We start from the raw sequence: 24,842 nt of genomic DNA, 5'->3' as shown, positions 1-24,842 counted from the left end.
GGGTTCCTCAGGCGGTACGGGTCAGCACGGCGATCGGGAACCGTCGCGGGCTCAGGGCCCGGTAGGTGTCGAAATGCGCATACGCCGCGGTCAGGGTGCGCCAATGGGCGTCGTACTCGGTGTCGTCGGTGACGATCCGAACGGCCACCGGGAACGTCTCGCGGCCGACGCGCACGGTGGCGTGGTCGACGGCGGCGAGGTTCTTCCACCAGTTCGGGGTGCCGGGGTTGCCGCCGTTGGAACCGCAGACCAGCAGTTCCTCGCCGGACCAGATCTGCATGAGCATGACCGGCCGGGGCACACCGGATTTGCGGCCGGGCACGGTCAGTTCGAGGACCGGGTCGCCGAAGAGCGTGGTGAAGCGGGTGCCGCCGAAGCGCTCGTAGAGGCGGCGGTGCAACCGTCCGTAGAAACGGGTGACCGGGGCCAGGTAGGTGCTGGAGTAGTGGTTGAAGCGGCCCGCGAGGGTGAGTCGGGCGGAATCGGTGGCGGGCATGGAAATTCCCCTCGGGTGGATGGGCGTATCGGGGTCACTGTACATGGCGTCCAGTGAACTGACGGGACGACTTGTGGTGGTGACGCCGGGCGCGGCGCGGCTAGGCTTCGAATCATGACCGTAGGCACCGATACCGGTCCGGCGAGCGAGTTGGACGCCTTCGACGAGTTGCGGCCGTTGCTGTTCACCATCGCCTACGAGCTGCTCGGCAGCGCCGCGGACGCCGAGGATGTGTTGCAGGACAGCTATCTTCGCTGGCGGGGTGTCGATCGAAGGCAGGTGGATCACCCCCGCGCCTACCTCACCCAGATCGTCACCCGGCAGGCGCTCAATCATCTGCGCACCGTGCGGCGGCGCCGCGAGGAGTACGTCGGCAGCTGGCTGCCCGAACCCATCCGCACCGAATTCGACGCCAGTCACGATGTGCTGCTGGCCGAATCGGTGTCGATGGCCATGCTGCTGGTGCTGGAAACCCTCGGACCGACCGAGCGCGCGGTGTTCGTGCTCTCGGAGGTGTTCGGCCACAGCATGGTCGAGATCGCCGAGATGGTCGGCAAGACCGATGCGACCGTCCGCCAGATCGCGCACCGTGCCCGCGCGCATGTGCGTGAGCGCCGCAAGCGCTTCGAACCCGACTCCGAGACCAGCCGTGCGGTGATCGGCAGCTTCCTCCGGGCCGTGCAGACCGGTGACGAGCAGGCCCTGATGGATGTGCTGGCCCCCGACATCGTGTCGATCTCCGACGGCGGCGGCAAGGTCAGCGCGGCCCGGCGTCCGGTGCTCGGCGCGGACAAGGTCGCCGCCTACCTGTTCGGACTCGCGCGAAAAGGCCTGGCGGACACGCGCATCGAGTTCGAGACCTACAACGCGCTGCCCGCCCTGCTGCTCTACGGCCCCGACGACCTGCTCGATACGGTGCTGATGATCGAGGTGCACGGGGACAGGATCGCCTCGCTGTACGCGGTCCGCAATCCGGACAAGCTGCACTCGGCCGGGCGGACGCGGGTGCTGGACCGCTGATCAGGCTTCCAGCAGCCGCTGAATCGTTGCGTAAGAGGGGATCTCGCCCGCCAGGTGCTGTCCGTTGGTGACGGATTCAGCGGTCTTGACCGCTGCCGCCAGAGCCGCGCGATACAACAGCGACCCCGTGCTGACCCGCCGCACACCGAGTTCTGCCAGCTCGGCGACGCTCGGCCCGGTGGGCGAGAACAGCACGTTCAACGGCGCGGTCAACGCTGTTGTGAGGGTGCGAATCTGGTCGGGCTCGGTGACGCCCGGCACGAAAATGCCGTCCGCACCGCACTTCTCGTAATGCAGCACCCGATCGAGCGTGGAATCGGTGTCGACGCCCAGCCAGTGGGTGTCGGTGCGGGCATTGATGAAAAGCTCGGGCACCCGTGCCTTCACGGCCGCAATCAGCGCACCGTGCGTTTCCGGATCGGCCAGCGCCGTATTGGATCGACTGTCCTCCAGGTTGATTCCCGCGATCCCGGCCGCCGTCAGCTCGGCGCAGAACTCCGCGACCTCGCCCGGATCGTCGCTGAACCCACCCTCCACGTCCACCGACACCGGAACCGGCAAGCGGCCCAGTCGCCGTGCCAGGGACAGGGTTTCGTCGCGTGTCGCGGCCGTCCCGTCGGGCAGCCCCGCCGCGGCGGCGACCCCGAGACTGGTGGTGCCCAACGCCGGGAATCCGGCGTCGGCCAGCATGGCCGCCGATCCGAAGTCCCAGGCGTTGGGCAGGACCAGCGGCTTGCCACCCTGGTGGAGACTGCGGAAGAGCTCGGTCTTCGTCATCTCGCCATTCTGCTACCGGGCCGGGCAGGGTGCCGCCGCGGCCCGCAGATCAGTTCACGCAGGGGATCTTCGAGCCGATGGTGGTGGTGACGGGCTTGCCGGAATCCGGTGCGTCCGAGGCGGCCGCGTCCGAGGTCGCCGCGCTCGTCGACGACGCGCCCGGGGTCGTGGTCGGGGTGGTGGTGGCGGTCGTCGGATCGAGGCTGGTGATGTCGAGTTCGCTGCCCACCACCAGCTTCACGTGCCCGGCGGACAATTGCGACGACGGGCTCACCGGAATGCCGCCGAACATCTCCGAGAGCTGCTTGGCGTCGGTGTCCGCGCCGGTGCCGTAGTAGATGGTCGAGGTGGTGCCGTCCGCGTAGGTGGCATTGCTGACGTCACCGGCCGGGAATCCCTTGGCGGTCAGCAACTTCGACACCTTGGCGGCCTGGCCCGGGGTGCCGCTGGCATTCGCCACGTCCAGCGTCGAGGTCGGCGTGGTGGCCGGGGCGGCGGGCGCGGCCGGGGTGGAGACGCCGAACGCGTCGCGGACCGTCTTCTTGATGGCCACCGGATCGATGACGTTCACGTCCTGGCCGTCGACGGTGTCGTAGCGCAGCACCGGCAGCGTCCGGAACTCCACCGACGGCGACTCCGCGCGGCCCAGCGTGGTGGCGAAATCGGTGAGGTTCCAGCCGTCCGACAGCACCACGTCCTTGTGCGCCGCGTCCATCAGCGCCTTGAGTCGGCCCGGATTGGCCAGGGTGCCGGAGCTCTTCATGGAATTGGCGACCGAGGTGAGGAACGCCTGCTGCCGGTGGGTGCGGTCGAGGTCGCCGTTCTCGAGCCCGTGCCGCTGCCGCACGAACGCCAGCGCGTCGGAGCCGTCGAGATGCTGTGGCCCGGCGGGGAACTGTGCGCCCGAGTAGTAGCTGTCGTCCACGGCGTGATTGAGGCACACGTCGACGCCGCCGAGCGCGGTCGCCAGATCGTAGAAACCGGCCAGGGAGATCTCCGCGAACCGGTTGATGGGCACGCCTGTGAGGGCTTTCACAGTCTGAACGATGCTGGCGCGGCCCGCTTCCCGGCCCTGGCGCTCCAGTTCCGGTCCGTCGGCCATGCCCTTCGCCTTGAGCTTCTCCTCGACGTAGTACTTCTTGAGGCCGTAGGACTCCTTGATCTTGGCGTGGTCGTAGCCGGGGATGCCCTGCACCGGCACGTAGTCGTCACGCGGGATCGAGAAGGCGATGATGTGCTTGAGATCCTTCGGAATGTGCACCAGGATCAGCGAATTGGCGTTGTAGCCGCCCTCGGAGCCGTCGCCGGCGTGCAGCTGGTCGAGGATTTCCTTGGGTAGGTCGTTGCCGTTCAGGTCTTTTCGGGTGTCCAGACCGATCAGCAGCATATTGATGTCGCCGTCGAGATTGACGTCCTCGGGCGCGATCGCGCCCGAGCGGACGAAGCCCGCGTCGAAATCCATGCGGCCGTACCAGACCAGGCCGGTGACGCCCATCACGGCGGTGGCGACGAGCGCGGTGAGGCCGCGCCCGGCCAGGCGTAGCCGCTTGTCCCGCTCGCGTTGGGCGGGGGTGCGCTCGGGTGCGCCTGCGGCACGGCGCTTGCCCGCGCGGCGACGGTTCGCGGTCGGCTCGGCACGCCGTGAGCGGCGAGGAGTCGGGGTTGGCGTCTCCGGTGCCCGGCGCGCGCGGCCCGCTTCGGGGCCCACGACCGGCAGCGGCTGGGTGGCGTCGTCGTACATGGCGCTGTCGAGTGTGCCGTAAGCGGCGCTCGCTGTCAGATTTCCGCCCGGTTGTGAATGAGCTTGCACGGTCGTGCATAATCATCACATGGCGGATGTCTCCAACGGACCCCTGCGGGTCGCGGTAGCTGGTGCGAGCGGATATGCGGGCGGGGAAGTCCTGCGCCTGCTTCTCGGTCACCCAGCCTACCGAAGTGGGCGTCTCGAGATCGGGGCGCTGACCGCGGGCTCCAATGCCGGCACCACCCTGGGTGAGCTGCAGCCGCATCTGCTGCCGCTGGCCGACCGGGTGCTCGAACCCACCACCGTCGAGGTGCTGGCCGGGCACGATGTGGTGTTCCTGGGCCTGCCGCACGGGCAGTCCGCCGCGATCGCCACGGCATTGCCGGAGTCCACGATCATCATCGACTGCGGCGCCGATTTCCGGCTCACCGACGCGGCCACGTGGGAGAAGTATTACGGCACCCCGCACGCGGGCACCTGGCCCTACGGGCTGCCGGAGCTCCCGGGCGGCCGGGATCGGCTGCGCGGCGCCACCCGGATCGCGGTGCCCGGCTGCTACCCGACCGTATCGAGCCTGGCGCTGGCCCCGGCCATCGCGGCCGGAATCATCGAGCCGCGGGTGAATGTGGTTGCGGTGAGCGGCACCTCGGGCGCGGGCCGCAAACTCGATGTGGGCCTGCTGGGTTCGGAGGTGATGGGCTCGCTGCGGGCCTACGGCATCGCGGGCGCGCACCGGCACACCCCGGAGATCTCCCAGAATCTGAAGGCGGCCAGTGCTTCCGGCACCGATGTGCAGGTCTCCTTCACCCCGGTGCTTGCCCCGCTGCCGCGTGGCATCCTCGCCACCTGCACCGCGCCCACCACCGTGGACGTCGCGACCGCTCGGGCCGTCTACGAGAAGGCTTACGCCGATGAGCCTTTCGTGCACCTGCTGCCCGAAGGCGTGCTGCCGCAGACCGGTTCGGTGCTGGGCTCCAATGCCGTCACCCTCCAGGTGACCGTGGACACCGACGCCGGGATGCTGGTGGTCATCGGCGCGATCGACAATCTGACCAAGGGCACCGCGGGCGCCGCGGTGCAATCGATGAATCTGGCGCTCGGAATCGACGAGACCGCAGGACTTTCCACCGTAGGAGTGGCACCGTGACAATCGACAACGGCAAGCTGGTGCGGACCCAGGGCGTCACCGCACCGTTGGGGTTCCGGGCCGCGGGCATCGCGGCGGGCATCAAGAAGTCCGGCAAGCCGGATCTGGCGCTGGTGTTCAACGAGGGGCCGGAGTACGCGGCGGCGGGCGTGTTCACCCGCAACAAGGTCAAGGCCGCGCCGGTGCTGTGGTCGCAGCAGGTGCTCACCGGCGGCCGCCTGCGCGCGGTCATCCTGAATTCCGGTGGCGCGAACGCCTGTACCGGTCCGGGCGGCTTCCAGGACACCCACGCGACCGCCGAAGAACTGGCGAAGGCGTTGAGCAACTGGGGTACCGAGACCGGCGCGGGTGAGATCGCGGTCTGCTCCACCGGTTTGATCGGTGACCGGCTGCCGATGGACAAGCTGATCCCGGCCGTCACCGAGATCGTGCACGAGATGGGCGGCGGGCTGCAGGGCGGCGCGGAGGCCGCGCGGGCCATCATGACCACCGACACGGTGCCGAAAGAGGCTGCGTTCCATCATCAGGACAAGTGGAATGTGGGCGGCATGGCCAAGGGCGCGGGCATGCTCGCGCCGTCGCTGGCCACCATGCTCGTTGTGCTGACCACCGACGTGATCGCCACTCCGGAACAGCTGGACGAGGCGCTGCGCAACGCGACCGGCTACACCTTCGACCGGCTCGACGTGGACGGTTCCTGCTCCACCAATGACACCGTGCTGCTGCTCGCCAATGGCGCTTCGGGGGTCGCGCCGTCGCAGGCCGATCTCAATGCCGCCGTGCTCGCGGTCTGCGACGACCTCGCCGAACAGCTCATGGGCGACGCCGAGGGTGTCACCAAGCGCGTGCACATCACTGTGAAAGGCGCTGTGAGCGAAGAGGAAGCGCTCATCGGCGCGCGGGCCATCGCGCGCGACAGCCTGGTCAAGACCGCGTTCTTCGGTTCGGATCCGAACTGGGGCCGGGTGCTGGCGTCGATCGGCATCGCGCCCATCGAACTGGATCCGAACCGGGTTTCGGTGTCGTTCAACGGATCTCCGGTGTGCATCGAGGGCGCGGGTGCGCCGGGTGCGCGCGAGGTGGACCTGTCCGGGGCCGATATCGCGGTGCTGGTCGAGCTCAACCTCGGTGACGGTGAGGCCACCGTGCGCACCACCGACCTCTCGCACGGCTATGTCGAAGAGAATTCGGCTTACAGCTCATGAACGATGTGCTGAAACAGCTTTCGGCGCTCGACAAGGCGCACGTCCTCGCCGACGCGCTGCCCTGGCTGCAGAAGTTCCGCGACAAGATCGTGGTCGTGAAGTACGGCGGCAACGCCATGATCGACGACGAGCTCAAGCGGGCGTTCGCGGCCGATATGGCGTTCCTGCGCACGGTCGGCGTGCACCCGGTGGTGGTGCACGGCGGTGGGCCGCAGATCAGCGCCATGTTGACCAAGCTCGGCATGACCGGGGAGTTCCGCGGCGGCTTCCGGGTCACCACGCCCGAGGTCATGGACGTGGTGCGGATGGTGCTGTTCGGGCAGGTGGGCCGGGAACTGGTGGGGCTCATCAACGCTCACGGCCCGTACGCGGTCGGCATCTCCGGTGAGGACGCGCATCTGTTCACGGCGACGCGGCGGACCGTGCAGGTCGACGGCGAGCCCACCGATATCGGACTGGTCGGCGACGTTACCTCGGTGGAACCGTCCGCGGTGCTGGATCTCATCGCGGCGGGCCGGATTCCGGTGGTCTCCACCATCGCTCCGGACGCCGACGGCGTGGTCCACAACATCAACGCCGATACCGCCGCGGCCGCCTTGGCCGAGGGCATCGGCGCGGAGAAGCTCGTCATCCTCACCGATGTCGAGGGCCTGTACACCAATTGGCCCGACCGGTCCTCACTGACCACCCGCATCGACACCGATGCGCTCGCCAAGTTGCTGCCGTCGCTGGACGAGGGCATGGTGCCCAAGATGGAAGCCTGCCTGCGTGCCGTCGAAGGTGGCGTTCCGACCGCGCACGTCATCGACGGGCGCGTGGCCCATTCGGTTCTGCTGGAACTGTTCACCGGGGAGGGCATCGGCACGATGGTCACTTCCGTACAGGAGATCTCATGAGCACAGCCGACCTGCAGGTGCGGTGGAATTCCGCCCTCATGAACAACTACGGGACTCCGAAGGTCGCGCTGGTGCGCGGTGCCGGGGCCGTGGTCTACGACGCCGACGGGAAGCGCTACCTGGACTTCCTGGGCGGCATCGCGGTCAACAGCCTCGGGCATGCGCATCCGGCGATTCTCGAGGCGGTCACCGGGCAGCTGGGGACGCTCGGGCACGTGTCGAATCTGTATGCGTCCGAACCGGTCATCGAGCTGGCCGAGCGGCTGCTCGCGCACTTCGGTGACGGCAACGGCAAGGCGTTCTTCTGCAACTCCGGCACCGAGGCCAACGAGGCCGCGTTCAAGATGGCGCGGCTGACCGGACGCAGCAAGATCGTCGCCTGCGACGAGGCGTTCCACGGCCGGACCATGGGTGCGCTCGCGCTTACCGGGCAGCCGTCCAAGCGGGAACCGTTCGCGCCCATGCCGCCCGGCGTCGTGCACGTGCCCTACGGCGACGCGGCGGCGCTGGCCGCAGTGGTCGACAAGGACACCGCCGCGGTCTTCCTCGAGCCCATCATGGGCGAGAGCGGCGTCGTGGTGCCCCCGGCCGACTACCTGGCCAAGGCGCGCGCGATCACCAAAGAGCATGGCGCACTGCTGATCCTGGACGAGGTGCAGACCGGTATCGGCCGCACCGGCGCGTTCTACGCCCACCAGGCGGCGGGCATCGTGCCCGATGTCATCACCCTGGCCAAGGGGCTGGGCGGCGGGCTGCCCATCGGCGCGGTGCTGGCGCAGGGCGCGGCGGCCGAGCTGCTGCAGCCGGGCATGCACGGCACCACCTTCGGCGGTAATCCGGTGTGCGCGGCGGCGGCGCTGGCCGTGTTGCGGACCATCGACGAAGAGGGTTTGCTCTCGCATGTGGAGAAGGTCGGCAAGATCCTCGCCGACGGCATCGAGGACCTCGGCCACCCGCTCGTCGACCATGTGCGGGGTGCCGGGCTGCTGCTCGGAATCCAGCTCACCGCCGATGTTTCCGCGCAGGTGGAGACGGCGGCGCGGGAGGCCGGTTACCTGCTCAACGCGCCCAAGCCCAACGTGCTCCGGCTGGCCCCGCCACTGGTGCTCACCGAGACCCAGGCCGACAACTTCCTGTCCGACCTGCCCGGCATCCTGGATGCCGCGCAGGCCCAGAAGGAGACCAAGTGACCATCCGGCATTTCCTGCGTGACGACGACGTCACCCCCGCCGAACAGGCCGAAATCCTCGCCCTGGCAGCGGAATTGAAGGCCGATCCGCTGGCGCGCAAGCCGTTGGCGGGTCCGCGGGGTATCGCGGTCATGTTCGAGAAGAACTCGACCCGCACGCGGTTCTCCTTCGAGATGGGCATCGCTCAGCTCGGCGGGCACGCCGTCGTGGTCGACGGACGCGACACCCAGCTCGGGCGCGAGGAGACGCTCGCCGATACCGGGCGGGTGCTCTCGCGGTATGTGGATGCCATTGTGTGGCGGACCTTCGAGCAGGCGCGGCTGGACGAGATGGCCGGGGCGGCAACGGTTCCCGTGATCAATGCGCTGTCCAACGAGTTCCACCCGTGTCAGGTGATGGCCGATCTGCAGACGCTGCGCGAACGCAAGGGTTCCGACCTGAGCGGGCGTAATCTCACCTTCCTCGGTGACGGTGCGAACAATATGGCGCACTCGCTGCTGCTGGGCGGTGTCACCGCGGGGATGAACGTGACCATCGCCGCGCCCGAGGGTTTCGAGCCGTTCGGCTGGATCGTGGAGGCCGCGCAGAAGCGGGCCGCCGAGACCGGTGCTCGGATCGCGTTCACCAGTGATCCGCTGGCCGCCGTCGAGGGCGCGGATGCGCTGGTCACCGACACCTGGACTTCCATGGGCCAGGAGAACGACGGCCGCGACCGGGTCGCGCCGTTCCGTCCCTTCCAGGTCAACGCCGAGCTGCTGGCGCGCGCCGCGTCGGATGTGACCGTGCTGCACTGCCTTCCGGCGCATCGCGGTGAGGAGATCACCGACGAGGTCATCGACGGCCCGCACAGCGCGGTCTGGGACGAGGCCGAGAACCGGCTGCACGCGCAGAAGGCGCTACTGGTGTGGCTGCTCGAGCGTTTCGAGCGAGGTGAGGGGTGAGCAGCGGCGAACGTCGCTCACCCGCCCCGGCGTCCGGCAGAGCGGGTGCGGCCATCGCGCGCACCCGCGCCGGGCGGCAGGCCCGGATCGTCGCGATCCTGTCGCAGCACGAGGTTCGCAGCCAATCCGAACTGGCCGTATTGCTGTCGTCCGAGGGGATCGAGACCACGCAGGCCACCCTGTCGCGTGACCTCGATGAGCTCGGTGCGGTGAAGCTGCGTGCCGCGGACGGCGGCGCGGGCGTGTACGTGGTGCCCGAGGACGGTTCGCCCGTGCGTGGTGTCACCGGCGGCACCGAACGACTCTCGAAGCTCCTCGGCGACCTGCTGGTCTCCACCGATGCCAGTGGCAATATCGCGGTGCTGCGCACGCCACCCGGTGCTGCGCACTTCCTCGCCAGTGCCCTCGACCGTGCCGCGCTGCCGGAGATCGTCGGCACCATCGCCGGTGACGACACCATCGCCGTCATCGCCCGCGAGCCCATGACCGGCGCGGAACTCGCCGCCAAGATCGAACTGCTGGCCTGAATCAGACTGTGCCGCAGGATAATTGCGGTAGCGGTGCGGGGACGTGCGCGTACGCTCGTTGGCAAGGACATCCCCGAGCGAGGAACGCGCATGTGCGAAGGCTATGGACTGATCGCATCCTTCGAGGCCGGGACGCACGAGCGCCCTGAAGTCCCCGACATCGTCCAGCCGAGCCTGAGTCGCACCGACGACGGCGTGTGGGTGATCCTGGCGCACAAGGTCGCCCACCGCACCGCGGGTGACAAGTTCATCCCCGCCACCGGCGGCGCCCCCTACCCCCTCGACGCCATCGCCGAATGCCGCCGCGGCGCCACCCACCCGGCCCCGGATCCGCACTGCACCTGCGGCTTCCACGCCGTCTCCGAATCCGCCCCCGAGCCGTACGGCGGCCGTTTCACCCAACTCACCGTCGCGCTCTCCGGCCGCATCGTCGCCGCACACTGGTCTGCAGGCGGCGTCCTCTTCCGCGCCGAACGCCAAACCGTGCTGAGCTGGTTCGACGCCACCGTCCCGCACCCGATCCGGGTCCCGGACTACCCGCCCCAGCCGCCGACTCCGCCCATGGAACCCGGCGGCCGCACCGCCCGCCTGCGCCGTCCCTACCCGCGCGACCTCGACAGTGCCGCGCTCCGGCTGCCCGTCAGCCCGCCTCCGTTCGTCCGACTCGCCGACGACGCGGGGTTCTGTGTGCCGTCGACGCTCTCACGGTCTCACGGTAGCCACCCTCGGCCGGTTCACCGCTTGATGAACTCGAGCAGGTCGGTGCTGAGCTGATCCAGATGGGTCAGATGCAGTCCGTGGGAGGCGTTCTCGTACACCTTCAACTCGCTGCCCGGAATGAGCTCGGCGGTCAGTCGACCACACAGGTCCAGCGGATTGAAAGGGTCGTCCGCGCCGTGCACGACGAGTGCGGGCACATCGATGGCGCGTAGATCGTCACGATGATCGGTCTCGGTCACGGTGTGGCTCAGATCCAGCATGGCATTCACCGCCACCGCGTTGGCGTCGGCCACCGACCAATCGATCAACTCCTGCGAGATGGTGTTCCCCGGCAGCCCCACCCCGAAGAACGGTTCCGAGACCGCCCGAATCCACCCCGGAACATCACTGCTCCACATCGCCCGCAGCGCATCGAAGCTCTCAGGCTCCATCCCGAGCGGATTGTCCTCGGTCTTCGTCATATACGGCAGCGCCGAGGCCACCAGCACGATACGAGCCACCCGTTCGGACCCGTGCCGCGCCAAATACCGCACGATCTCCCCGGTACCGGTGGAGTGCCCGACCAGCGTGACCTCCCACAGATCCAACTGCTCCAACACGGCCTGCAAATCATCGGCCAATGTATCGAAATCGTATCCACCCCAAGGCTGTTCGGACCGCCCATGCCCGCGCCGGTCATACCCCACAGCCCGCACCCCCGCCTCAGTCAGCCGAGCCATCTCGTACTGCCACATAGCCGAACTCAACGACCAGCTATGCAGAAAAACCACGGGAGTCCCTGTGCCCCAATCCTTGTAGAAGAGTTTCACGTCTGCGGCGACGGTGATGTACGGCATGAGAGGGCCTTCCTACTGGAGCAATGGATCTCGCCGATCCCGCACCGAGTCTCCAACACCCCACCGCCAGAAACGATTACCCGCGAGGTAATGCAACCCGCTCTCCCGACGGGAATGACCGGCTGTGCTCCGCAACGATCCCGAAGGACCCGTCATGGAACCGATCGCCGAACGCGAAATCAGATCCTCATTCGTCAACTGCTCCAAGGGCGATGCTCAGCGGCTCCATATCCCGCGCAACCTCGCCTTCCAGCCATGGGACGATCTGGACTTCCTGGGATGGACCGATCCATCATTCCCGGGCACAGATGTGCACCATCTGCCTGACTACCCATACCGGCAACGCAGTCTCCCTGATGACCGCGGCCAAGACCGGCGAGTCCGGGCGCCGAGGCAATACGATCGGCACCTACATGTGCACCGACCTGTCCTGTTCGCTGTACGCACGCAACATGAAGCGTCCATCGATGGGTGTCCGATACCGCGAAGACCTCACCGCCGAACAGAAGGCCGAGCGAGTGTATGCCAACATCACGGCTTTCATCACCCGCCTGTCCAGCTGACCGGTGCAACCCACGCCAGCATCCACACGGTGTTCGCGTGGAGACGCCACTGACGCGGTTGTTCGGTCCGGCCACCGGTGGTCCGACACTGCTACGACCGATCTCCCTTGAAGCTCACCGACATTCCTTCGGGTGCTGAGAAGCTGTGGTCGGGGCGGAGAGTAGTTCGGTTACCAAGTGGCGGGCGAGGGTGGGGGTGAGGTTGTCGGGGCGGAAGAGGATGCGGTACATGATGGGGGCTACGACGTGGTCGAGGATTGTTTCCACGTTTGGGGTGTGGTCGCCTCGGGTGGTGGCGCGGGTGAGGATGAGGGTGATTTGCTCGGCTGCGTAGGCGGAGCATTGGCCGGCGTTGGTGCTGTCGGGGGAGCCGAGGAGGGCGTCGCGGATGTAGGCGCGGCCGATGGGGGCTGCCATTTCCTCGAGGAATTGTTCGGCCCAAGCGGCGAGGTCGGATTCGAGGGTGCCGGTGTCCTGGGGGGTTGTGTCGGGGCGCAGGCGTTCGACGGCTACGTCCGACAGTAGTTCTTGCAGATCGCCCCAGCGTCGGTAGATGGTCGAGGGGGTGACGCCCGCACGGGCGGCCACGAGCGGGATGGTGAGGGCTTCGCGGCCTACCTCCGATTCGAGCTCGTGGACGGCCGCGTGTACCGATGCCTGCACCCGTGCGCTGCGGCCGCCGGGGCGGACCATTGCCTTTCGACTCACAGGGCCAGCTTAAAGCAAAGGGTTTGCGTTTATTCGGCTGCGGGAGCTACTGTGCATTAAAGCTAACCGATTGCTTTAATGGGAAGAGGCTCGATGTCCACGCCAGCCGATACGACCACGTCGATTCCTTCCTGGACCGTAGGCGAGGTGACCCTGCGACGCATCGACGAAGTGCCGCTGCCGCCCGCGACCGGAGCCTGGTTGTTGCCGCACGCCACCCCGGAAGTGGTGCGCGGGCAGCGCTGGCTGACGCCTGACTTCGCCGACCACGAAGGCATCCTGCGTCTGGACAGCCACAGCTTCGCGTTCGTCCTGGGCGGACAGCGTGTTCTCGTCGACACCGGTGTCGGAAACGGCAAGCAGCGGGCCAATCCCGCCTGGCACATGTTGGAAACCGACTACCTGGAGCGCCTCACGGCCGCCGGATTCCCGCCCGACTCAGTGGATCTCGTCATCCTCACCCACCTGCACGCCGACCACGTCGGCTGGAACACCCGGGCAGTGAACGGCACGTGGCTCCCGACGTTCCCCCATGCGCGCTACCTCACCTCCCGCGTCGAGCGCGAGTTCTGGGCCACCTATGACATGGAAGAAGCACGCGCGCAGATGTTTCGAGATTCGGTGATCCCGGTTGAGCAGGCCGGACAGCTCGATCTCGTCGACCTCCCTGCCGAGGGAGCCGAGATCATCCCGGGTCTGCGACTGCTTCCGGTGCCCGGTCACACCCCCGGCCATCTGGCCGTCCACGTGACCAGCCAGGGAGAGTCGGCGCTGATCACCGGCGACTGCATCCACCACCCCATCCAACTCGCCCACCCCGCCATCGGTTCCTGCGTCGACATCGACCCGCACCAGTCCGAAAGCTCCCGCCGCACCCTGCTCGCATCCCTCGCAGACACCCGAACCCTGATGTTGGGCACCCATTTCCCGCCACCCACCGCCGGGCACGTGATCAGCGACGGCACCGCCTACCGCCTCTCACCCGTCCCGGAAAGCAGCGCGCTCGACCGGAATTGACATTGGTGACCAGTTCGACGAACTACCGGGCCGAGGTGGGTTGCGCGTTGGGCAGGTTGTGTGGGTCGGGTGTGTGAGGATGGGCGCGTGCCGGATTGGACGTATCACCCGTTGCGACCATTGGCGAGCTCGGTGCTCGGGGAGCGGCGGGCGCAGGTGGGGGCATTGCGGTTTTTGTCGATGTTGATCGGGCTGCCGAATGGTGGGGTGGTCATCAAGCGGGTGTTCGATCATGCGGAGCCGCCGGGGGAGTGGGTGGGACGGTTCGGGGCGGTGGTGCCGGTTGCGGTGGCGCGGGACGCGATTCGGGTGCTCGCGGTGCAAGGGGCGACGGTGCTCGAGGTGGGGCCGGTGACGGCAGATCAGGTTGAGGCGGTGCGGGATGCCGCGCGGGGGCGGGAATGCCGGGTGGTGGCGCGGGTCGCGGATGCCGGTGTTGCGGCGGACTTGTCGGATGCTGTCGACGAGGTGATCGTCGGCGACGCGCCGGACCGGATCTATCTCACCGAGCCGGATATCGCGAAAGCCCTGACCGCACTGGAGGATCCAGTGGCGACAGTGCTGGCGACCCCGGCCGTGCTCATTGAATCCGGGCCGAACTGGTTCAACCGGGTGATCGAGGCGGCGACACCGACCGCGCCGCCCGCACCGGCAATGCGGGAGGTGCCGTGGGATCCACGCGGGTGGCCCGGTTGGTTCTGGGGAGTGCTGGTCGGGGTCGGGATGATCGCCGCGGGCCTGGGGGCCGGGGCGATCACGTTGGGGCCGGTGTTGCTTTGGTACGACCGGGACTATCTCGGTACGGATGTCGAGGGGCTGCACGGGATCAACCATCATCTGGTGCATTTCCTGCAGCATGATCGAATTACCATGGCGGGGAACATGATTGCCATTGGGTTTCTGTATGTGGGGCTGGCCTGGGGTGGGATTCGGATGGGTCGGGCGTGGGCGCGAACGGCGTATCTGTTGTCCGGGTTGGTGGGATTTCCGACGCTGTTCTATTTCCTGGGAATCGGATTCGTCGAGCCGTTGCACGTGGCCGTGGCGGTGGTCTTATTTCCGATGTTCGTTCTCGCCGTGCGGGAACGGCCCGGCCCGGCGCGTTGGCGCCCACCGCGGGAGGAGTGCCCCGAATCCATCCGTCGTCGTGCGCTGATCGGTCAACTGCTGATAATCGGCACCGGTGCGGGCGTGATCGTCGGTGGCATCGTGATCTCCACGGTCGGCCTCACAGGCGTGTTCGTCCCGACGGATTTGACCTTCCTGCAGACCGACGCCGACACCCTGCGCGCCGCCAATTCCCATCTGCTGCCGTTCATCGCGCACGATCGAGCGGGCTTCGGCGGGGCGTTGATCGCGACCGGGGTGGCGATCATGCTGCTCGGGCTGTGGGGTTGGCGGCAAGGCGAGGCATGGGTGTGGTGGACGCTCGCAGGCGCGGCGTTCTCCGGATCCGCGGCCGCGCTGACCGTGCACCTGGCCATCCACTACACGGCCTTCATCCACCTGCTGCCGGTGTACTTCGGGACCGCGCTGCTGGCGACCGCGCTGGCCCTGTCGCGTTCGTATCTGCTGTGGCCCGGGACCGCCCGCGCGCAGTGATCTTTCGGCGCGCGGTCACATTTCGGCCGGGTATTCGGTCGGGTAGGTATGACTATCGCGCACACCTGGCCCGGCTGGGTCGCCACCGCCTTCCTATGGTTCGTCGCCCTCGAGTTCCTGGCGGGGGCGGTGACCAAATTCTGGCCCGGCCCAACGTTTTTCGGCCCCGCCTACTCGGAGAAGTTCCCGGAGTGGGGTTGGCCCGCCTGGTTCCGCTACGTGGTCGGCGGACTCGAGGGCGTCTGCGCGGTCCTGCTGGTCCTCCCGTATCACGAGAGCCGATTTCTCGCCGCCGCCGTTCTGATCCTCGTGCTGACCGGCGCGGTGGTCACCCACATCATCAACCACCATGGCCCGAAGGAAAGCACTGCCGCCCCGGTGCATTTGGTCATCATGGTGATCATCGCTCTTGCCACGTGGCCCGCCGATTGGGTCCACGTGCTCCAACCGGAACTGTGGTCCTAGGTCTTCGGACCCAACGGCAGCAGCGGAATATGGGCGACGAGGCAGAACGGATGCCCGGCCGGGTCGAGCAGCACCCGCCAGCGGTCGGGCCCGGGCTGCACTTCCGCCCGACGAGCGCCCAGTCGCACCGCCTCCCGTTCGCCGATATCGAGATCGGCGACCACGAGATCCAGATGAACGGATGCCGGGGCGACACCGTCGGGCCAGGTCGGCGGCCGGTACCCCGGCACCCGGATCATCGACAGCACACCGCGTTCGGCATGGACCACCGCCATGGTGTCCTCGCGATAGACGATCTCGCCGCCGAGCAGTGCGGCCCAGAATTCCGCCAGCGCAACCTCGTCGGCGCAATTCAAGGAAATGAGTCCCAGCTGGGCGATGGCCACCCGATCGATCGTACGGGGCCTCGCGATGGTGGCGGACGGTTCGCGGATTCGGTTCGCGTGCCCCGGTTATTGCGGTCGACCGTCGTGCCGCCCGCGTTGGTAGGGTCGGGCGGACATGGCGGTCGGGTTCTCCGTGAAGGTTGGTTGATGTCCTCCCTGGTACGAATCGCATGCTCGACCGCGAGCGCTCTGTGCGCGGCAGCCGGAATTCTGCTGGGGCAGAACGGGATTGCCGAAGCGGATGGTCCACCGCGTGACCCGGTTCTGGTGATCGGCGGGATCGCGGCGGACGAGGGGCGGCTGGAAAGCTTGCGCGCGTGGCTCACCGAGCAGGGCTACACCGCGTTCTCGATGGTGCTGAACGGGAATCCCACTGGCACAGCGGCGATTTCGGATTCCGCGCAGGCGCTGGCTGACAAGGTGGCCGGGATTCGTCAGCAGACCGGCGCGGCGCGGGTGGACCTGGTCGGGCATTCGATGGGCGGGCTCACACAGCGGTACTACGTGAAATTCCTGGGTGGTATCGACTCGATCGGCACGTACGTCGACTATGGCTCCCCGGAGCAGGGCGACGATCTGGCCAGAGATTGCGCGCCGGTGTCACCGGGCTGCCGCGATATGGTCCCGGGCTCGGATTTCCTGTCTCAACTCAACGCGGATCCCGCGGTGCCGCCCGGTCTCACCGCGTACCACTTCTTCTCCGAAAGCGCGGGCGCGGAAAAGAATCCGCTCCCCGGCGCGACCAACGCCAGTATTCAATCCTTCTGCCCCGGCCGGACGGTCTCGCACGGTCAGGAGCCGATCGACGGTGCGCTGCGACAGCTGATCGACTCCGCGCTGCGCAACGCACCGTTGACGACCGATTGCCCTAGCCCCTAGTTCAGTTGAGCGGGTACTGGCCGGGTGGGTAGGTGCCACCGCCCCCGCCGCCGGTGCCGCCGGAGGTGATGAGGTCCTGCGCGAACTGCAGTGCGGCCGAGCCGAGGGACAGGATGTCGTGGCCGAGGGTGCCGACGTTCTGGGCGAGTGTCGAGAGCATGGCTGAATCCTCCGTGTGCGCGGGAGTGATGATCTTCAGCGTGACACAGCCCGGCCGGATGTGATCGGAAAACCCGGCTATGTGCGGCTTTTCGGACATTTGTCGGCTTTCGAGCCGACCGGTCGCCCCTTAATTGGCCGCTCGCGAATCAGTCGTTCTTGTGCGCGACCGCGAACACCCGCCGGAACGGCAGCCAGGTGGTGCCGTCGGGCTGCTCGGGATAGGCGACCCGCAGGATCGGGGCCAGCTCGGCGCGGTAAGCCTGCCAGTCGGCGTCGTCCAAGGCATCGCGGACCGGGCGCAGCGCCGTGCCCGTCACCCATTCGAGCACCGGATCGGGACCGCTCAGCGGCTGCAGATATGTCGTCTCCCAGGCGTCGACCCGGCAGCCCGCATCGGTCAGCACCGCCGCGTACCTGGCCGGATCCGGTACCGCCTCACGGTTGAGAATTCCTGCCGCACCCAGTTTTCCGTTCCAGCGATCCGAGGAAGCCAGCTCCCGGATGGCGAGATGCGAAGGCGCGTCGAAGTTTCCGGGAACCTGCAGCGCGAACCACGCGCCCGCCGGTAGCGCCTCGATCCAACCCGGCAGCAGCGCAAGGTGATCCGGTACCCACTGCAGCACGGCATTGGTCACCACCACGTCGGTATCCGGCGCGGGCAGCCAATCCCGCACATCGGCGACGGTCGCGTCGATCCCGTGTTCCTTTGCCGCGGCGACCATTTCGGGTGACGAATCGAACGCCTCCAGCGCCGCTCCCGGCCACCGCTGCCTCAGGGTGACGGTCAGATTCCCGGGCCCACACCCCAGATCCGCCACCCGCCGCGGCTGCGTCGCGCCCACTCGATTCACCAGGTCGAAGAACGGCCGCGCCCGCAGGTCGTCGAAGGCCAGGTACTTGTCCGGATCCCACACGGGTCGCTCCGATCAGCTCGAATATCCCAAACCGTACGTCCGTACTGTATTCCTCGAAACGTCCCGGTGCAAGGATGGGACCGGTTGGTCGGGACCCGGTTATGAATGGGATTGCATCGTCGTGCATAATCATTTGCAGGATGACGGAGCGCGCCACGCAGTCTGTATTCGGCGGAAGACAGAGCCGGTAACGGCATGCGGCGCAGCGCGCCGGCCCGAGACCCACACGCACAATCGAGGAGCACACGGACTATGACCAAGCGCGTCGTACTCGCCTACTCCGGCGGGCTGGACACCAGTGTCGCCATCAGCTGGATCGCCAAGGAGACGGGCGCGGAGGTTGTCGCCGTCGCCATCGACCTGGGCCAGGGTGGCGAGGACATGAACGACGTGCGCCAGCGCGCGTTGGACTGCGGCGCGGTCGAGTCCATCGTGGTGGACGCGCGCGACGAGTTCGCCAACGAGTACTGCCTGCCGACCATCCAGTCCAACGCCCTCTACATGGGTCGCTACCCGCTGGTCTCGGCCATCTCCCGGCCGCTGATCGTCAAGCACCTGGTCGAGGCCGCCGAATACCACGGCGCCGACACCGTTTCGCACGGTTGCACCGGTAAGGGCAACGACCAGGTTCGCTTCGAGGTCGGCATCGGCGCGCTCGCGCCCGACCTGAAGGTGATCGCTCCGGTCCGCGACTACGCCTGGACCCGTGAGAAGGCCATCGAGTTCGCCGGGCAGAACAACCTGCCGATCAACGTGAGCAAGAAGTCGCCGTTCTCCATCGACCAGAACCTGTGGGGCCGCGCGGTCGAGACCGGGTTCCTCGAGGACCTGTGGAACGCGCCGACCAAGGACGTCTACGACTACACCGTCGACCCGACCGTCAACTTCGAAGCCCCCGACGAGCTCATCGTCACCTTCGACAAGGGTGTCCCGGTCGCCATCGACGGCCGCCCGGTCACCATGCTCGAGGCCATCACCGAGATGAACCAGCGCGCCGGCCGTCAGGGCGTGGGCCGGCTGGACATGGTCGAGGACCGCCTCGTCGGCATCAAGAGCCGCGAGATCTACGAGGCCCCGGGTGCGATCGCGCTGATCACCGCGCACCAGGAGATGGAAGCCGTCACCGTCGAGCGCGAGCTGGGCCGCTACAAGCGTCAGGTCGAGCAGCGTTGGGGCGAGCTGGTGTACGACGGCCTGTGGTTCTCGCCGCTCAAGCGCGCGCTGGACGCCTTCGTGGCCGAGACCCAGCAGCACGTGTCCGGTGATGTGCGGATGGTCCTGCACGGCGGCAGCGTGGTCGTCAACGGCCGTCGCTCCGACGAGTCGCTCTACGACTTCAACCTCGCCACCTACGACGAGGGCGACACCTTCGACCAGTCGCTGGCCAAGGGCTTCGTCCAGATCCACGGCCTGTCCTCCAAGGTCGCGGCGCGTCGGGATCTCAACAGCAAGTAGTAGCCTCGCGACCGAGACCTCGGCCGAAGGAGACGCGCCCATGCGAACCGATGACGACAGTTGGGACATCACGGAGAGCGTGGGCGCGACCGCCCTCGGCGTGGCCGCGATTCGCGCCTACGAGACCAGCCGCGAGGACGCCCTGTTCCGGGATCCGTACGCGGCGAAGCTGGTCGGCGCGGTGGCTTCACCGGGCTGGAACAACCTCATGGCCGGGTCCCTGTCCGGGCAGAGCTTCACCGACGGTGATCTGCGCGGTTGGTCGATGGGCAGTGTGCTGATCGCGCGGACGGTGTACTTCGACGAGTACTTCGCCGCCGCCGTGCGCGCCGGGATCCGGCAGATCGTGATCCTGGCCGCCGGGCTCGATGCTCGCGCCTACCGGCTCGAATGGCCATCGGGCACGCGGATTTTCGAGCTGGATCAGCCGAAGGTGCTGGCGTTCAAGGCGCGTGCGCTGGCCGACGACGAACCCGCCGCCGACCGTCGTGAGGTGGCCATCGATCTGCGGCAGGACTGGCCGAAGGCCTTGCTGGACAAGGGTTTCGAACCGGAGCAGCCGACCGCCTGGCTGGCGGAAGGACTGCTGCGGTATCTGCCGGGCGACGCCCAGAACCGCTTGCTCGAGCAGGTGCTCGAACTCAGCGCACCCGGCAGCCGGTTCGCGCTGAACCTGGGCCGGGGCAACGACATGGCCGACGAATACCGGGAACGGCGGCAGAAGGTCATGGCGGAGGCCGGAATCCAGATCGACCTGGAGAACCTGTGGTACCCGTGGGAGGACCGCCACGACCCCCGCGACTGGTTCGCCATGCACCAGTGGCTGGTGACCGAGGGTGACCCGGTCGCCCTGCTCGAAGACCACGGCCGCAGCGTCCCGGAAGCGGCGAAGGCCGGTATGGGCGAACACATTCTGATGACCGCGACGAAACCGCGAGGAGACGACACGCTATGACCGAGGGCGGCAGCACGAACGAAGGCGCGCTGTGGGGTGGACGTTTCGCGTCCGGCCCGGCCGCGGCGATGGCGGCGCTGAGCAAGTCGACGCACTTCGACTGGGTGCTCGCACCGTACGACGTGCGCGCCTCCAAGGCGCATGCGCGCGTGCTGCACAAGGCCGGGCTGCTCTCGGAATCCGATCTGGCGGGCATGCTCGCCGGACTGGATTCCCTTGCCGCCGATGTGGATTCCGGTGCGTTCGGTCCGCTGGAATCCGATGAGGATGTGCACGGCGCGCTCGAGCGCGGGCTGATCGACCGGGTCGGCACCGAGCTCGGCGGGCGTCTGCGTGCGGGCCGCTCGCGCAACGATCAGGTGGCGACGCTTTTCCGTATGTGGTTGCGGGATGCGGTGCGGCGTATCGGCTCCGGCGTGCTGGATGTCGTCGATGCGCTGGTCGAGCAGGCCGCCGCGCACCCGGACGCGGTCATGCCCGGCAAGACGCACCTGCAGGCGGCGCAGCCGGTACTGCTGGCGCATCACCTGCTGGCGCACGCGCATCCGCTGCTGCGTGACATCGACCGGATTCGCGACTTCGACAAGCGGGCCGCGGTGTCCCCCTACGGTTCCGGCGCGCTCGCGGGCTCGTCGCTGGGCCTGGACCCGGAAGCCATTGCCGCCGAACTGAACTTCGACTCCTCGGCCGCGAACTCCATCGACGCCACCTCGTCCCGTGACTTCGCCGCCGAGGCCGCGTTCGTGCTGTCCATGATCGCCGTCGACCTGAGCCGCATGGCCGAAGAGGTCATCATCTGGAGCACACCGGAATTCGGCTACATCACCCTCGCCGACGCCTGGTCCACCGGCTCCTCGATCATGCCGCAGAAGAAGAACCCGGATGTCTCCGAGCTCACCCGCGGCAAGGCGGGCCGCCTGATCGGCAACCTCACCGGCCTGCTCGCGACATTGAAGGCCCAGCCGCTGGCCTACAACCGTGACCTGCAGGAAGACAAGGAACCGGTCTTCGATTCGGTCGCCCAGCTGGAACTGCTGCTCCCGGCGATCGCGGGTCTCGTCTCCACCCTGACCTTCCACACCGACCGCATGGCCGAGCTTGCCCCGGCCGGTTTCACCCTCGCCACGGATATTGCCGAATGGCTTGTCCGCCAGGGCGTTCCGTTCCGCGTCGCCCACGAGGCGGCGGGCGGCTGCGTCCGCGCGGCGGAGTCGCGCGGCGTCGGCCTCGACGAACTCACCGACGCGGAATTCGCGGCGGTCGACCCCGCGCTCACCCCGGGCGTCCGTGAGGTCCTCACCGTCCAGGGCTCCATCGCCTCCCGCAATGCGCGCGGCGGCACCGCGGGCACCCAGGTGGTCAAGCAGCTCGAAGAGGTGCGCGGCACCGCCGCCACCCAGCGCGCCTGGCTCAGCTGACGCTCGAAACGGTAACGGCCCGTTGGATTTCCGCTCCGGAAACCCAACGGGCCGTTCTCATCAGCCGCGTCGATAATTCATATGCTTGGCAGCTGGCACCGCGGCCCGACCGGCATCATGCACCTTGCCGTTAGCGGTGGTCTGCTGCTTCTTATCACCCTTGCCCCGCCGTTCCCGCCGCGACAACGGGCGTTCGGCAGGGTCCTCGGCAGGGATTTCGGGCAGCGAAAAGCGCTCAGGCATGAGTCCTCCTAGGGGTATGTGTGACCGACTAACCGGATTCGATCGCCGGTCGGAATCGGAAATGCCACAGGCGCGGTCACAACGGACCGCCGGGCGTCACAAACGAAGAATGCTCAGGAGAAGAGCTGCAGCCACATGCCGAGCACTGTAACCACGGGGCTGCAGCCTCCGCATCCCATTTATTCGTCGAGGTCCAAGAGAGCTCGCTCGAGCAGTTTCATGAGTTTGTCGCGCACCGTGTCGTCGGGTTCGATGACGGCGGCCGCGCCGACCCATTCACGGACGTCGGCGGGCAGATCCGGGCCGTAGATCCGTTCCAGCGCATTAATGGTCACGTCGCGCAATCGCACGGTGCGGCCGCGAATCCCGGCCCGCAGCAAGGGCGCTCCCGCCGCCCGCGATGCGTGGTCCAGACGTGCGAGAACCATCTCGAGGATGTGGTCGTCGGGTAGCCAAAGGGATCGGCTCTCGCCCAGTGGCAGCGGTCCGCTCGCGATCTCGTCCAGCGGCAACTGTTCCTGCGCCAGCCTGGCGAAGTCGCCCAAGTCCTCGGCGGGTGTCCTCTTGGCCACCCATTGCCACGTGTAACCGCTGCGCACGCCAGTGCGGAGGCGTGCGAGAGCGTACGGGTAGGCGTCGATACCCACGGATTCGGAGCATTGCAATGCCCGGTTGAGTTCGAACTCGCTATCGGGAGTGGCGAGTACGGATCTGACGTGGTCGGACCAGTCGGACCGGGAGAGCAGCGCCGAGTAGTGGTCGCGCAGCCGCGATACCGCGGCCGGTGGCCAGTCCAATTCAGGCGGAAGCTCTTTCCGCAGTAGGAACTTCAGTCCGTGCGCCGCGCCGATTCGGGTGAGGTTCGGGGGAGCGGAGTCCAACAGTTCACCGAAACGACCGAGAACCGGTAGGGCGTCGGGGTAGTGCCTGATATCGGCTGCCGGACCACCCCATGACACCAGGGCGTCGATGATGTCGGCGGCACCGTCGAGTAGTTCGGCGTCGACATCGGATTCGAGGAGCGCGTGGTAGAGCCCACCGGTGGTGGCGGCGAGGTGGGCGAGGTACTCGTTCATGATGCAATTCCGGAAGCCCTCCCGCAGCAGCCACGCCTTGATAGCTGGATCTTGGGTTCCGGCAAGACGTTCCACGGTGTGGATGCGCCCCCAGCCGTCGACGTTTCGTGCCAGGTGATGAAGTGCGCTGTCACGATCGGGCTGGGTGTTCGCGAGGGCGACGGCAGCGTAGAGGGTCAAGTCCTCCAAATGCCCCAGGGTGAGCAATAATTCGCGATCCCGCTGGTCTCCGGCCACTCCCAGAATGATGATGCCGACGGCAACCGCGTTGCGGCGGGTGCCGCACTCGGCCAGAGCCCGGGCCAAACTACGCAGCTCCCCGGTCGGGAGTTCGCGTCCACGGAGTTCCCGGACCATGTCATCCGCGATGTCGAGGGCCCGGCAGCCGGCCAGCCGGTCGTGCAGCACGGTCATCGCGTCGCTGCTGGGTGCGGCGATGACCTCGGTAATGTCGGCGACCAGTGAGGTAGCCGGCGCGGATTCGTTATCGGCGGTGAAGTGATGCGTGAACACACCGTCATGAACCGTCGTGGTCAGAAACGAGTCTTGGGACGGTAATTCATCGGGGAGCGGCCTGCCGCCTCTCGGCCAAGGGCCGGGGCCGTGTAATGCCATGAGGCTGAGAGCGTGAGCGAGATACGTGGTCCGGTCGTCCGAGTTCTCGGGAGCCGGCCACGGGCCGGGGATCACCGGCAGGGGCGCACGGCGCCCTTTCCATTGAAGAGAATCACGGAAGAACCATAGAACACGAAAGGTTATGGGGAAAGCCGGAAATCAGCTCGGGTAGTGCTGGCTCAGCGTTCGGGGGAGAACACCGCGTCAGGGGCGACCAGGCCTACCAGGGCGCCGACAACCTGGCGCAACGTGGATTCGTTGATGACGCCGATGCGCTGCTGCAGCCAGGGGCGATATACCGGGGTGATGCGGTAGACGACTGCGGACAGCCCGGGCAGGGGATCGGCGTCGGAGAAGGGGACCGCCAGGCCGGGCATCTTGGGAGTCAGCTCGACGGGAACGGCGAGAACCGTTGGCAGGATTGCGTTTGCCGCGGTGCGGGACAGGATCAACACGCGATCGCCGCCGAGGCTGGAGGGCTTCTCGCGGCCCGCGATGGTGGGCAGGTAGTGCCAGAGTTCGCCGTGCGCAGGAGTGGCAGCGGTTACCACGCAGCACCGTTTGTGCGGATTGCCTCGGCCATCGCGGCGCGTTCGGCTTCCGCGGCGGCGAAGTGTTCGGCGGTGTCACGGCCTTGGGCGCGTTCGAAATCGGCGGCGATGTGGGCCGCACTGGTCAGCAGCTTGTCGCGCAGCGCGGCCTCGGCAAATGCGGAGAAGGTGATGCCGAGTGCCGCGGCGACCTCCTTGGACTGCTCCAAGATGGTGCCATCGAGGCTTAGCGACGTATTAGCCTTCATATTACGGATCGTAACAGGGATGGTAAGTGCTCAGCCGGACATCCCGATGATCCGAGACGCCCGGGGCCGCCGGAGGGCGCGCCGAC

At 67.4% G+C, this 24,842-nt stretch carries 27 protein-coding genes and 1 pseudogene; 16 read left to right on the top strand and 12 right to left on the bottom strand.

Going from position 1 to position 24,842, the window contains the following annotated elements; genetic code table 11:
- Positions 1-7 precede the first annotated feature (7 nt).
- Entirely contained in the window at positions 8-496 is a 489-nt protein-coding gene (locus ACYVN4_RS44920) for a nitroreductase/quinone reductase family protein (protein WP_460730397.1), read from the bottom strand.
- Between the two features lie 114 nt (positions 497-610).
- Between ACYVN4_RS44920 and ACYVN4_RS44915 the strand changes: the two genes are divergently transcribed.
- On the top strand, positions 611-1,516 hold the full coding sequence (locus tag ACYVN4_RS44915; RefSeq protein WP_460730395.1) for an RNA polymerase sigma-70 factor: 906 nt from the start codon (positions 611-613) through the stop codon (positions 1,514-1,516).
- Here the strand turns inward: ACYVN4_RS44915 and ACYVN4_RS44910 are convergent, their stop codons facing one another.
- Positions 1,517-2,293 carry an isocitrate lyase/PEP mutase family protein gene (locus ACYVN4_RS44910; protein ID WP_460730393.1) on the bottom strand — a complete coding sequence of 259 codons (777 nt, stop codon included), beginning with the start codon at positions 2,291-2,293 and terminating at the stop codon, positions 1,517-1,519.
- Positions 2,294-2,342: 49 nt separating this feature from the next.
- The gene (locus ACYVN4_RS44905; RefSeq protein ID WP_460730426.1) at positions 2,343-4,034 is read right to left on the bottom strand and encodes an LCP family protein; all 1,692 of its coding nucleotides are present in this window, start codon (positions 4,032-4,034) and stop codon (positions 2,343-2,345) included.
- A gap of 88 nt (positions 4,035-4,122) precedes the next feature.
- On the opposite strand from ACYVN4_RS44905, the gene argC reads away from it, so the two are divergent.
- From argC to ACYVN4_RS44870, 7 genes are all read left to right on the top strand, one after another.
- Positions 4,123-5,184 carry an N-acetyl-gamma-glutamyl-phosphate reductase gene (argC, locus tag ACYVN4_RS44900; RefSeq protein ID WP_460730391.1) on the top strand — a complete coding sequence of 354 codons (1,062 nt, stop codon included), beginning with the start codon at positions 4,123-4,125 and terminating at the stop codon, positions 5,182-5,184.
- A complete protein-coding gene (gene argJ / locus ACYVN4_RS44895) occupies positions 5,181-6,389 on the top strand; it encodes a bifunctional glutamate N-acetyltransferase/amino-acid acetyltransferase ArgJ (protein ID WP_460730389.1) in 1,209 nt (402 codons plus the stop codon). The genes argC and argJ overlap by 4 nt, the downstream gene beginning before the upstream one ends.
- On the top strand, positions 6,386-7,285 hold the full coding sequence (gene argB, locus ACYVN4_RS44890; RefSeq protein WP_460730387.1) for an acetylglutamate kinase: 900 nt from the start codon (positions 6,386-6,388) through the stop codon (positions 7,283-7,285). Before argJ ends, argB begins: the two co-directional genes overlap by 4 nt.
- Positions 7,282-8,475, top strand: coding sequence for an acetylornithine transaminase (locus ACYVN4_RS44885; protein WP_460730385.1), 1,194 nt, complete (start codon positions 7,282-7,284; stop codon positions 8,473-8,475). The genes argB and ACYVN4_RS44885 overlap by 4 nt, the downstream gene beginning before the upstream one ends.
- Positions 8,472-9,416, top strand: a complete 945-nt coding sequence (gene argF / locus ACYVN4_RS44880) for an ornithine carbamoyltransferase (protein WP_460730383.1) — start codon at positions 8,472-8,474, stop codon at positions 9,414-9,416. Before ACYVN4_RS44885 ends, argF begins: the two co-directional genes overlap by 4 nt.
- Complete coding sequence (locus ACYVN4_RS44875) at positions 9,413-9,943, top strand: arginine repressor (protein ID WP_379367188.1); 531 nt, start codon at positions 9,413-9,415, stop codon at positions 9,941-9,943. The genes argF and ACYVN4_RS44875 overlap by 4 nt, the downstream gene beginning before the upstream one ends.
- Before the next feature lie 90 nt (positions 9,944-10,033).
- Positions 10,034-10,717, top strand: a complete 684-nt coding sequence (locus ACYVN4_RS44870) for a hypothetical protein (RefSeq protein ID WP_460730381.1) — start codon at positions 10,034-10,036, stop codon at positions 10,715-10,717.
- Here ACYVN4_RS44870 and ACYVN4_RS44865 read toward each other — a convergent pair.
- The gene (locus ACYVN4_RS44865; RefSeq protein WP_460730379.1) at positions 10,678-11,499 is read right to left on the bottom strand and encodes an alpha/beta fold hydrolase; all 822 of its coding nucleotides are present in this window, start codon (positions 11,497-11,499) and stop codon (positions 10,678-10,680) included. The two genes, ACYVN4_RS44870 and ACYVN4_RS44865, sit on opposite strands and share 40 nt — an antisense overlap.
- 154 nt (positions 11,500-11,653) lie before the next feature.
- On the opposite strand from ACYVN4_RS44865, the pseudogene ACYVN4_RS44860 reads away from it, so the two are divergent.
- Positions 11,654-12,062 (top strand): annotated as a pseudogene (locus ACYVN4_RS44860) (FBP domain-containing protein).
- Positions 12,063-12,176: 114 nt separating this feature from the next.
- Here ACYVN4_RS44860 and ACYVN4_RS44855 read toward each other — a convergent pair.
- Positions 12,177-12,770 (bottom strand): TetR/AcrR family transcriptional regulator, encoded by a 594-nt coding sequence (locus ACYVN4_RS44855; protein WP_460730377.1) that lies wholly within the window; start codon positions 12,768-12,770, stop codon positions 12,177-12,179.
- 93 nt (positions 12,771-12,863) lie between these two features.
- On the opposite strand from ACYVN4_RS44855, the gene ACYVN4_RS44850 reads away from it, so the two are divergent.
- The 3 genes from ACYVN4_RS44850 to ACYVN4_RS44840 all read left to right on the top strand — a co-directional run bounded on the left by ACYVN4_RS44850 (position 12,864) and on the right by ACYVN4_RS44840 (position 15,854).
- A complete protein-coding gene (locus ACYVN4_RS44850) occupies positions 12,864-13,787 on the top strand; it encodes an MBL fold metallo-hydrolase (RefSeq protein WP_460730375.1) in 924 nt (307 codons plus the stop codon).
- An 87-nt stretch (positions 13,788-13,874) separates the two neighbouring features.
- Complete coding sequence (locus ACYVN4_RS44845) at positions 13,875-15,389, top strand: hypothetical protein (RefSeq protein WP_460730373.1); 1,515 nt, start codon at positions 13,875-13,877, stop codon at positions 15,387-15,389.
- 48 nt (positions 15,390-15,437) lie between these two features.
- Entirely contained in the window at positions 15,438-15,854 is a 417-nt protein-coding gene (locus ACYVN4_RS44840; RefSeq protein ID WP_460730371.1) for a DoxX family protein, read from the top strand.
- Here the strand turns inward: ACYVN4_RS44840 and ACYVN4_RS44835 are convergent.
- The gene (locus ACYVN4_RS44835; RefSeq protein WP_460730369.1) at positions 15,851-16,240 is read right to left on the bottom strand and encodes a VOC family protein; all 390 of its coding nucleotides are present in this window, start codon (positions 16,238-16,240) and stop codon (positions 15,851-15,853) included. The two genes, ACYVN4_RS44840 and ACYVN4_RS44835, sit on opposite strands and share 4 nt — an antisense overlap.
- A gap of 84 nt (positions 16,241-16,324) precedes the next feature.
- Here ACYVN4_RS44835 and ACYVN4_RS44830 point away from each other — a divergent pair, with 84 nt between their 5' ends.
- Entirely contained in the window at positions 16,325-17,119 is a 795-nt protein-coding gene (locus ACYVN4_RS44830) for an esterase/lipase family protein (protein WP_460730367.1), read from the top strand.
- Position 17,120: 1 nt separating this feature from the next.
- On the opposite strand, the gene ACYVN4_RS44825 is transcribed toward ACYVN4_RS44830, so the two are convergent.
- Both ACYVN4_RS44825 and ACYVN4_RS44820 read right to left on the bottom strand, forming a co-directional pair.
- Positions 17,121-17,279 carry a hypothetical protein gene (locus ACYVN4_RS44825; protein ID WP_379367168.1) on the bottom strand — a complete coding sequence of 53 codons (159 nt, stop codon included), beginning with the start codon at positions 17,277-17,279 and terminating at the stop codon, positions 17,121-17,123.
- Between the two features lie 148 nt (positions 17,280-17,427).
- Positions 17,428-18,195, bottom strand: coding sequence for a trans-aconitate 2-methyltransferase (locus ACYVN4_RS44820; RefSeq protein ID WP_460730365.1), 768 nt, complete (start codon positions 18,193-18,195; stop codon positions 17,428-17,430).
- Between the two features lie 252 nt (positions 18,196-18,447).
- Here ACYVN4_RS44820 and ACYVN4_RS44815 point away from each other — a divergent pair, with 252 nt between their 5' ends.
- The 3 genes from ACYVN4_RS44815 to argH are packed head-to-tail and all read left to right on the top strand — an operon-like array spanning position 18,448 to position 22,023.
- Positions 18,448-19,650, top strand: coding sequence for an argininosuccinate synthase (locus tag ACYVN4_RS44815; protein ID WP_460730364.1), 1,203 nt, complete (start codon positions 18,448-18,450; stop codon positions 19,648-19,650).
- 40 nt (positions 19,651-19,690) lie between these two features.
- Positions 19,691-20,605 carry a class I SAM-dependent methyltransferase gene (locus ACYVN4_RS44810; protein WP_460730362.1) on the top strand — a complete coding sequence of 305 codons (915 nt, stop codon included), beginning with the start codon at positions 19,691-19,693 and terminating at the stop codon, positions 20,603-20,605.
- A complete protein-coding gene (argH, locus tag ACYVN4_RS44805; protein WP_460730361.1) occupies positions 20,602-22,023 on the top strand; it encodes an argininosuccinate lyase in 1,422 nt (473 codons plus the stop codon). The genes ACYVN4_RS44810 and argH overlap by 4 nt, the downstream gene beginning before the upstream one ends.
- 60 nt (positions 22,024-22,083) lie before the next feature.
- Here the strand turns inward: argH and ACYVN4_RS44800 are convergent, their stop codons facing one another.
- The 4 genes from ACYVN4_RS44800 to ACYVN4_RS44785 all read right to left on the bottom strand — a co-directional run bounded on the left by ACYVN4_RS44800 (position 22,084) and on the right by ACYVN4_RS44785 (position 24,756).
- Positions 22,084-22,266, bottom strand: a complete 183-nt coding sequence (locus ACYVN4_RS44800; protein ID WP_452396338.1) for a hypothetical protein — start codon at positions 22,264-22,266, stop codon at positions 22,084-22,086.
- A gap of 179 nt (positions 22,267-22,445) precedes the next feature.
- On the bottom strand, positions 22,446-23,855 hold the full coding sequence (locus ACYVN4_RS44795; RefSeq protein WP_460730359.1) for a hypothetical protein: 1,410 nt from the start codon (positions 23,853-23,855) through the stop codon (positions 22,446-22,448).
- Between the two features lie 281 nt (positions 23,856-24,136).
- Complete coding sequence (locus ACYVN4_RS44790) at positions 24,137-24,508, bottom strand: hypothetical protein (RefSeq protein WP_460730357.1); 372 nt, start codon at positions 24,506-24,508, stop codon at positions 24,137-24,139.
- Positions 24,502-24,756, bottom strand: coding sequence for a hypothetical protein (locus tag ACYVN4_RS44785; RefSeq protein ID WP_460730355.1), 255 nt, complete (start codon positions 24,754-24,756; stop codon positions 24,502-24,504). Before ACYVN4_RS44785 ends, ACYVN4_RS44790 begins: the two co-directional genes overlap by 7 nt.
- Positions 24,757-24,842 lie beyond the last annotated feature (86 nt).

It is taken from the genome of Nocardia heshunensis (assembly GCF_054782115.1).
This window is presented reverse-complemented; position numbering and strand designations above follow the sequence as displayed.

Bases quoted from the DNA above. Each gene is read 5' to 3' on its own strand.
- ACYVN4_RS44920 (WP_460730397.1), bottom strand. From the start codon at position 496: ATGCCCGCCACCGATTCCGCCCGACTCACCCTCGCGGGCCGCTTCAAC.
- ACYVN4_RS44915 (WP_460730395.1), top strand. From the start codon at position 611: ATGACCGTAGGCACCGATACCGGTCCGGCGAGCGAGTTGGACGCCTTC.
- ACYVN4_RS44910 (WP_460730393.1), bottom strand. From the start codon at position 2,293: ATGACGAAGACCGAGCTCTTCCGCAGTCTCCACCAGGGTGGCAAGCCG.
- ACYVN4_RS44905 (WP_460730426.1), bottom strand. From the start codon at position 4,034: ATGTACGACGACGCCACCCAGCCGCTGCCGGTCGTGGGCCCCGAAGCG.
- argC (WP_460730391.1), top strand. From the start codon at position 4,123: ATGGCGGATGTCTCCAACGGACCCCTGCGGGTCGCGGTAGCTGGTGCG.
- argB (WP_460730387.1), top strand. From the start codon at position 6,386: ATGAACGATGTGCTGAAACAGCTTTCGGCGCTCGACAAGGCGCACGTC.
- ACYVN4_RS44885 (WP_460730385.1), top strand. From the start codon at position 7,282: ATGAGCACAGCCGACCTGCAGGTGCGGTGGAATTCCGCCCTCATGAAC.
- ACYVN4_RS44870 (WP_460730381.1), top strand. From the start codon at position 10,034: ATGTGCGAAGGCTATGGACTGATCGCATCCTTCGAGGCCGGGACGCAC.
- ACYVN4_RS44865 (WP_460730379.1), bottom strand. From the start codon at position 11,499: ATGCCGTACATCACCGTCGCCGCAGACGTGAAACTCTTCTACAAGGAT.
- ACYVN4_RS44850 (WP_460730375.1), top strand. From the start codon at position 12,864: ATGTCCACGCCAGCCGATACGACCACGTCGATTCCTTCCTGGACCGTA.
- ACYVN4_RS44840 (WP_460730371.1), top strand. From the start codon at position 15,438: ATGACTATCGCGCACACCTGGCCCGGCTGGGTCGCCACCGCCTTCCTA.
- ACYVN4_RS44825 (WP_379367168.1), bottom strand. From the start codon at position 17,279: ATGCTCTCGACACTCGCCCAGAACGTCGGCACCCTCGGCCACGACATC.
- ACYVN4_RS44815 (WP_460730364.1), top strand. From the start codon at position 18,448: ATGACCAAGCGCGTCGTACTCGCCTACTCCGGCGGGCTGGACACCAGT.
- ACYVN4_RS44810 (WP_460730362.1), top strand. From the start codon at position 19,691: ATGCGAACCGATGACGACAGTTGGGACATCACGGAGAGCGTGGGCGCG.
- argH (WP_460730361.1), top strand. From the start codon at position 20,602: ATGACCGAGGGCGGCAGCACGAACGAAGGCGCGCTGTGGGGTGGACGT.
- ACYVN4_RS44800 (WP_452396338.1), bottom strand. From the start codon at position 22,266: ATGCCTGAGCGCTTTTCGCTGCCCGAAATCCCTGCCGAGGACCCTGCC.
- ACYVN4_RS44785 (WP_460730355.1), bottom strand. From the start codon at position 24,756: ATGAAGGCTAATACGTCGCTAAGCCTCGATGGCACCATCTTGGAGCAG.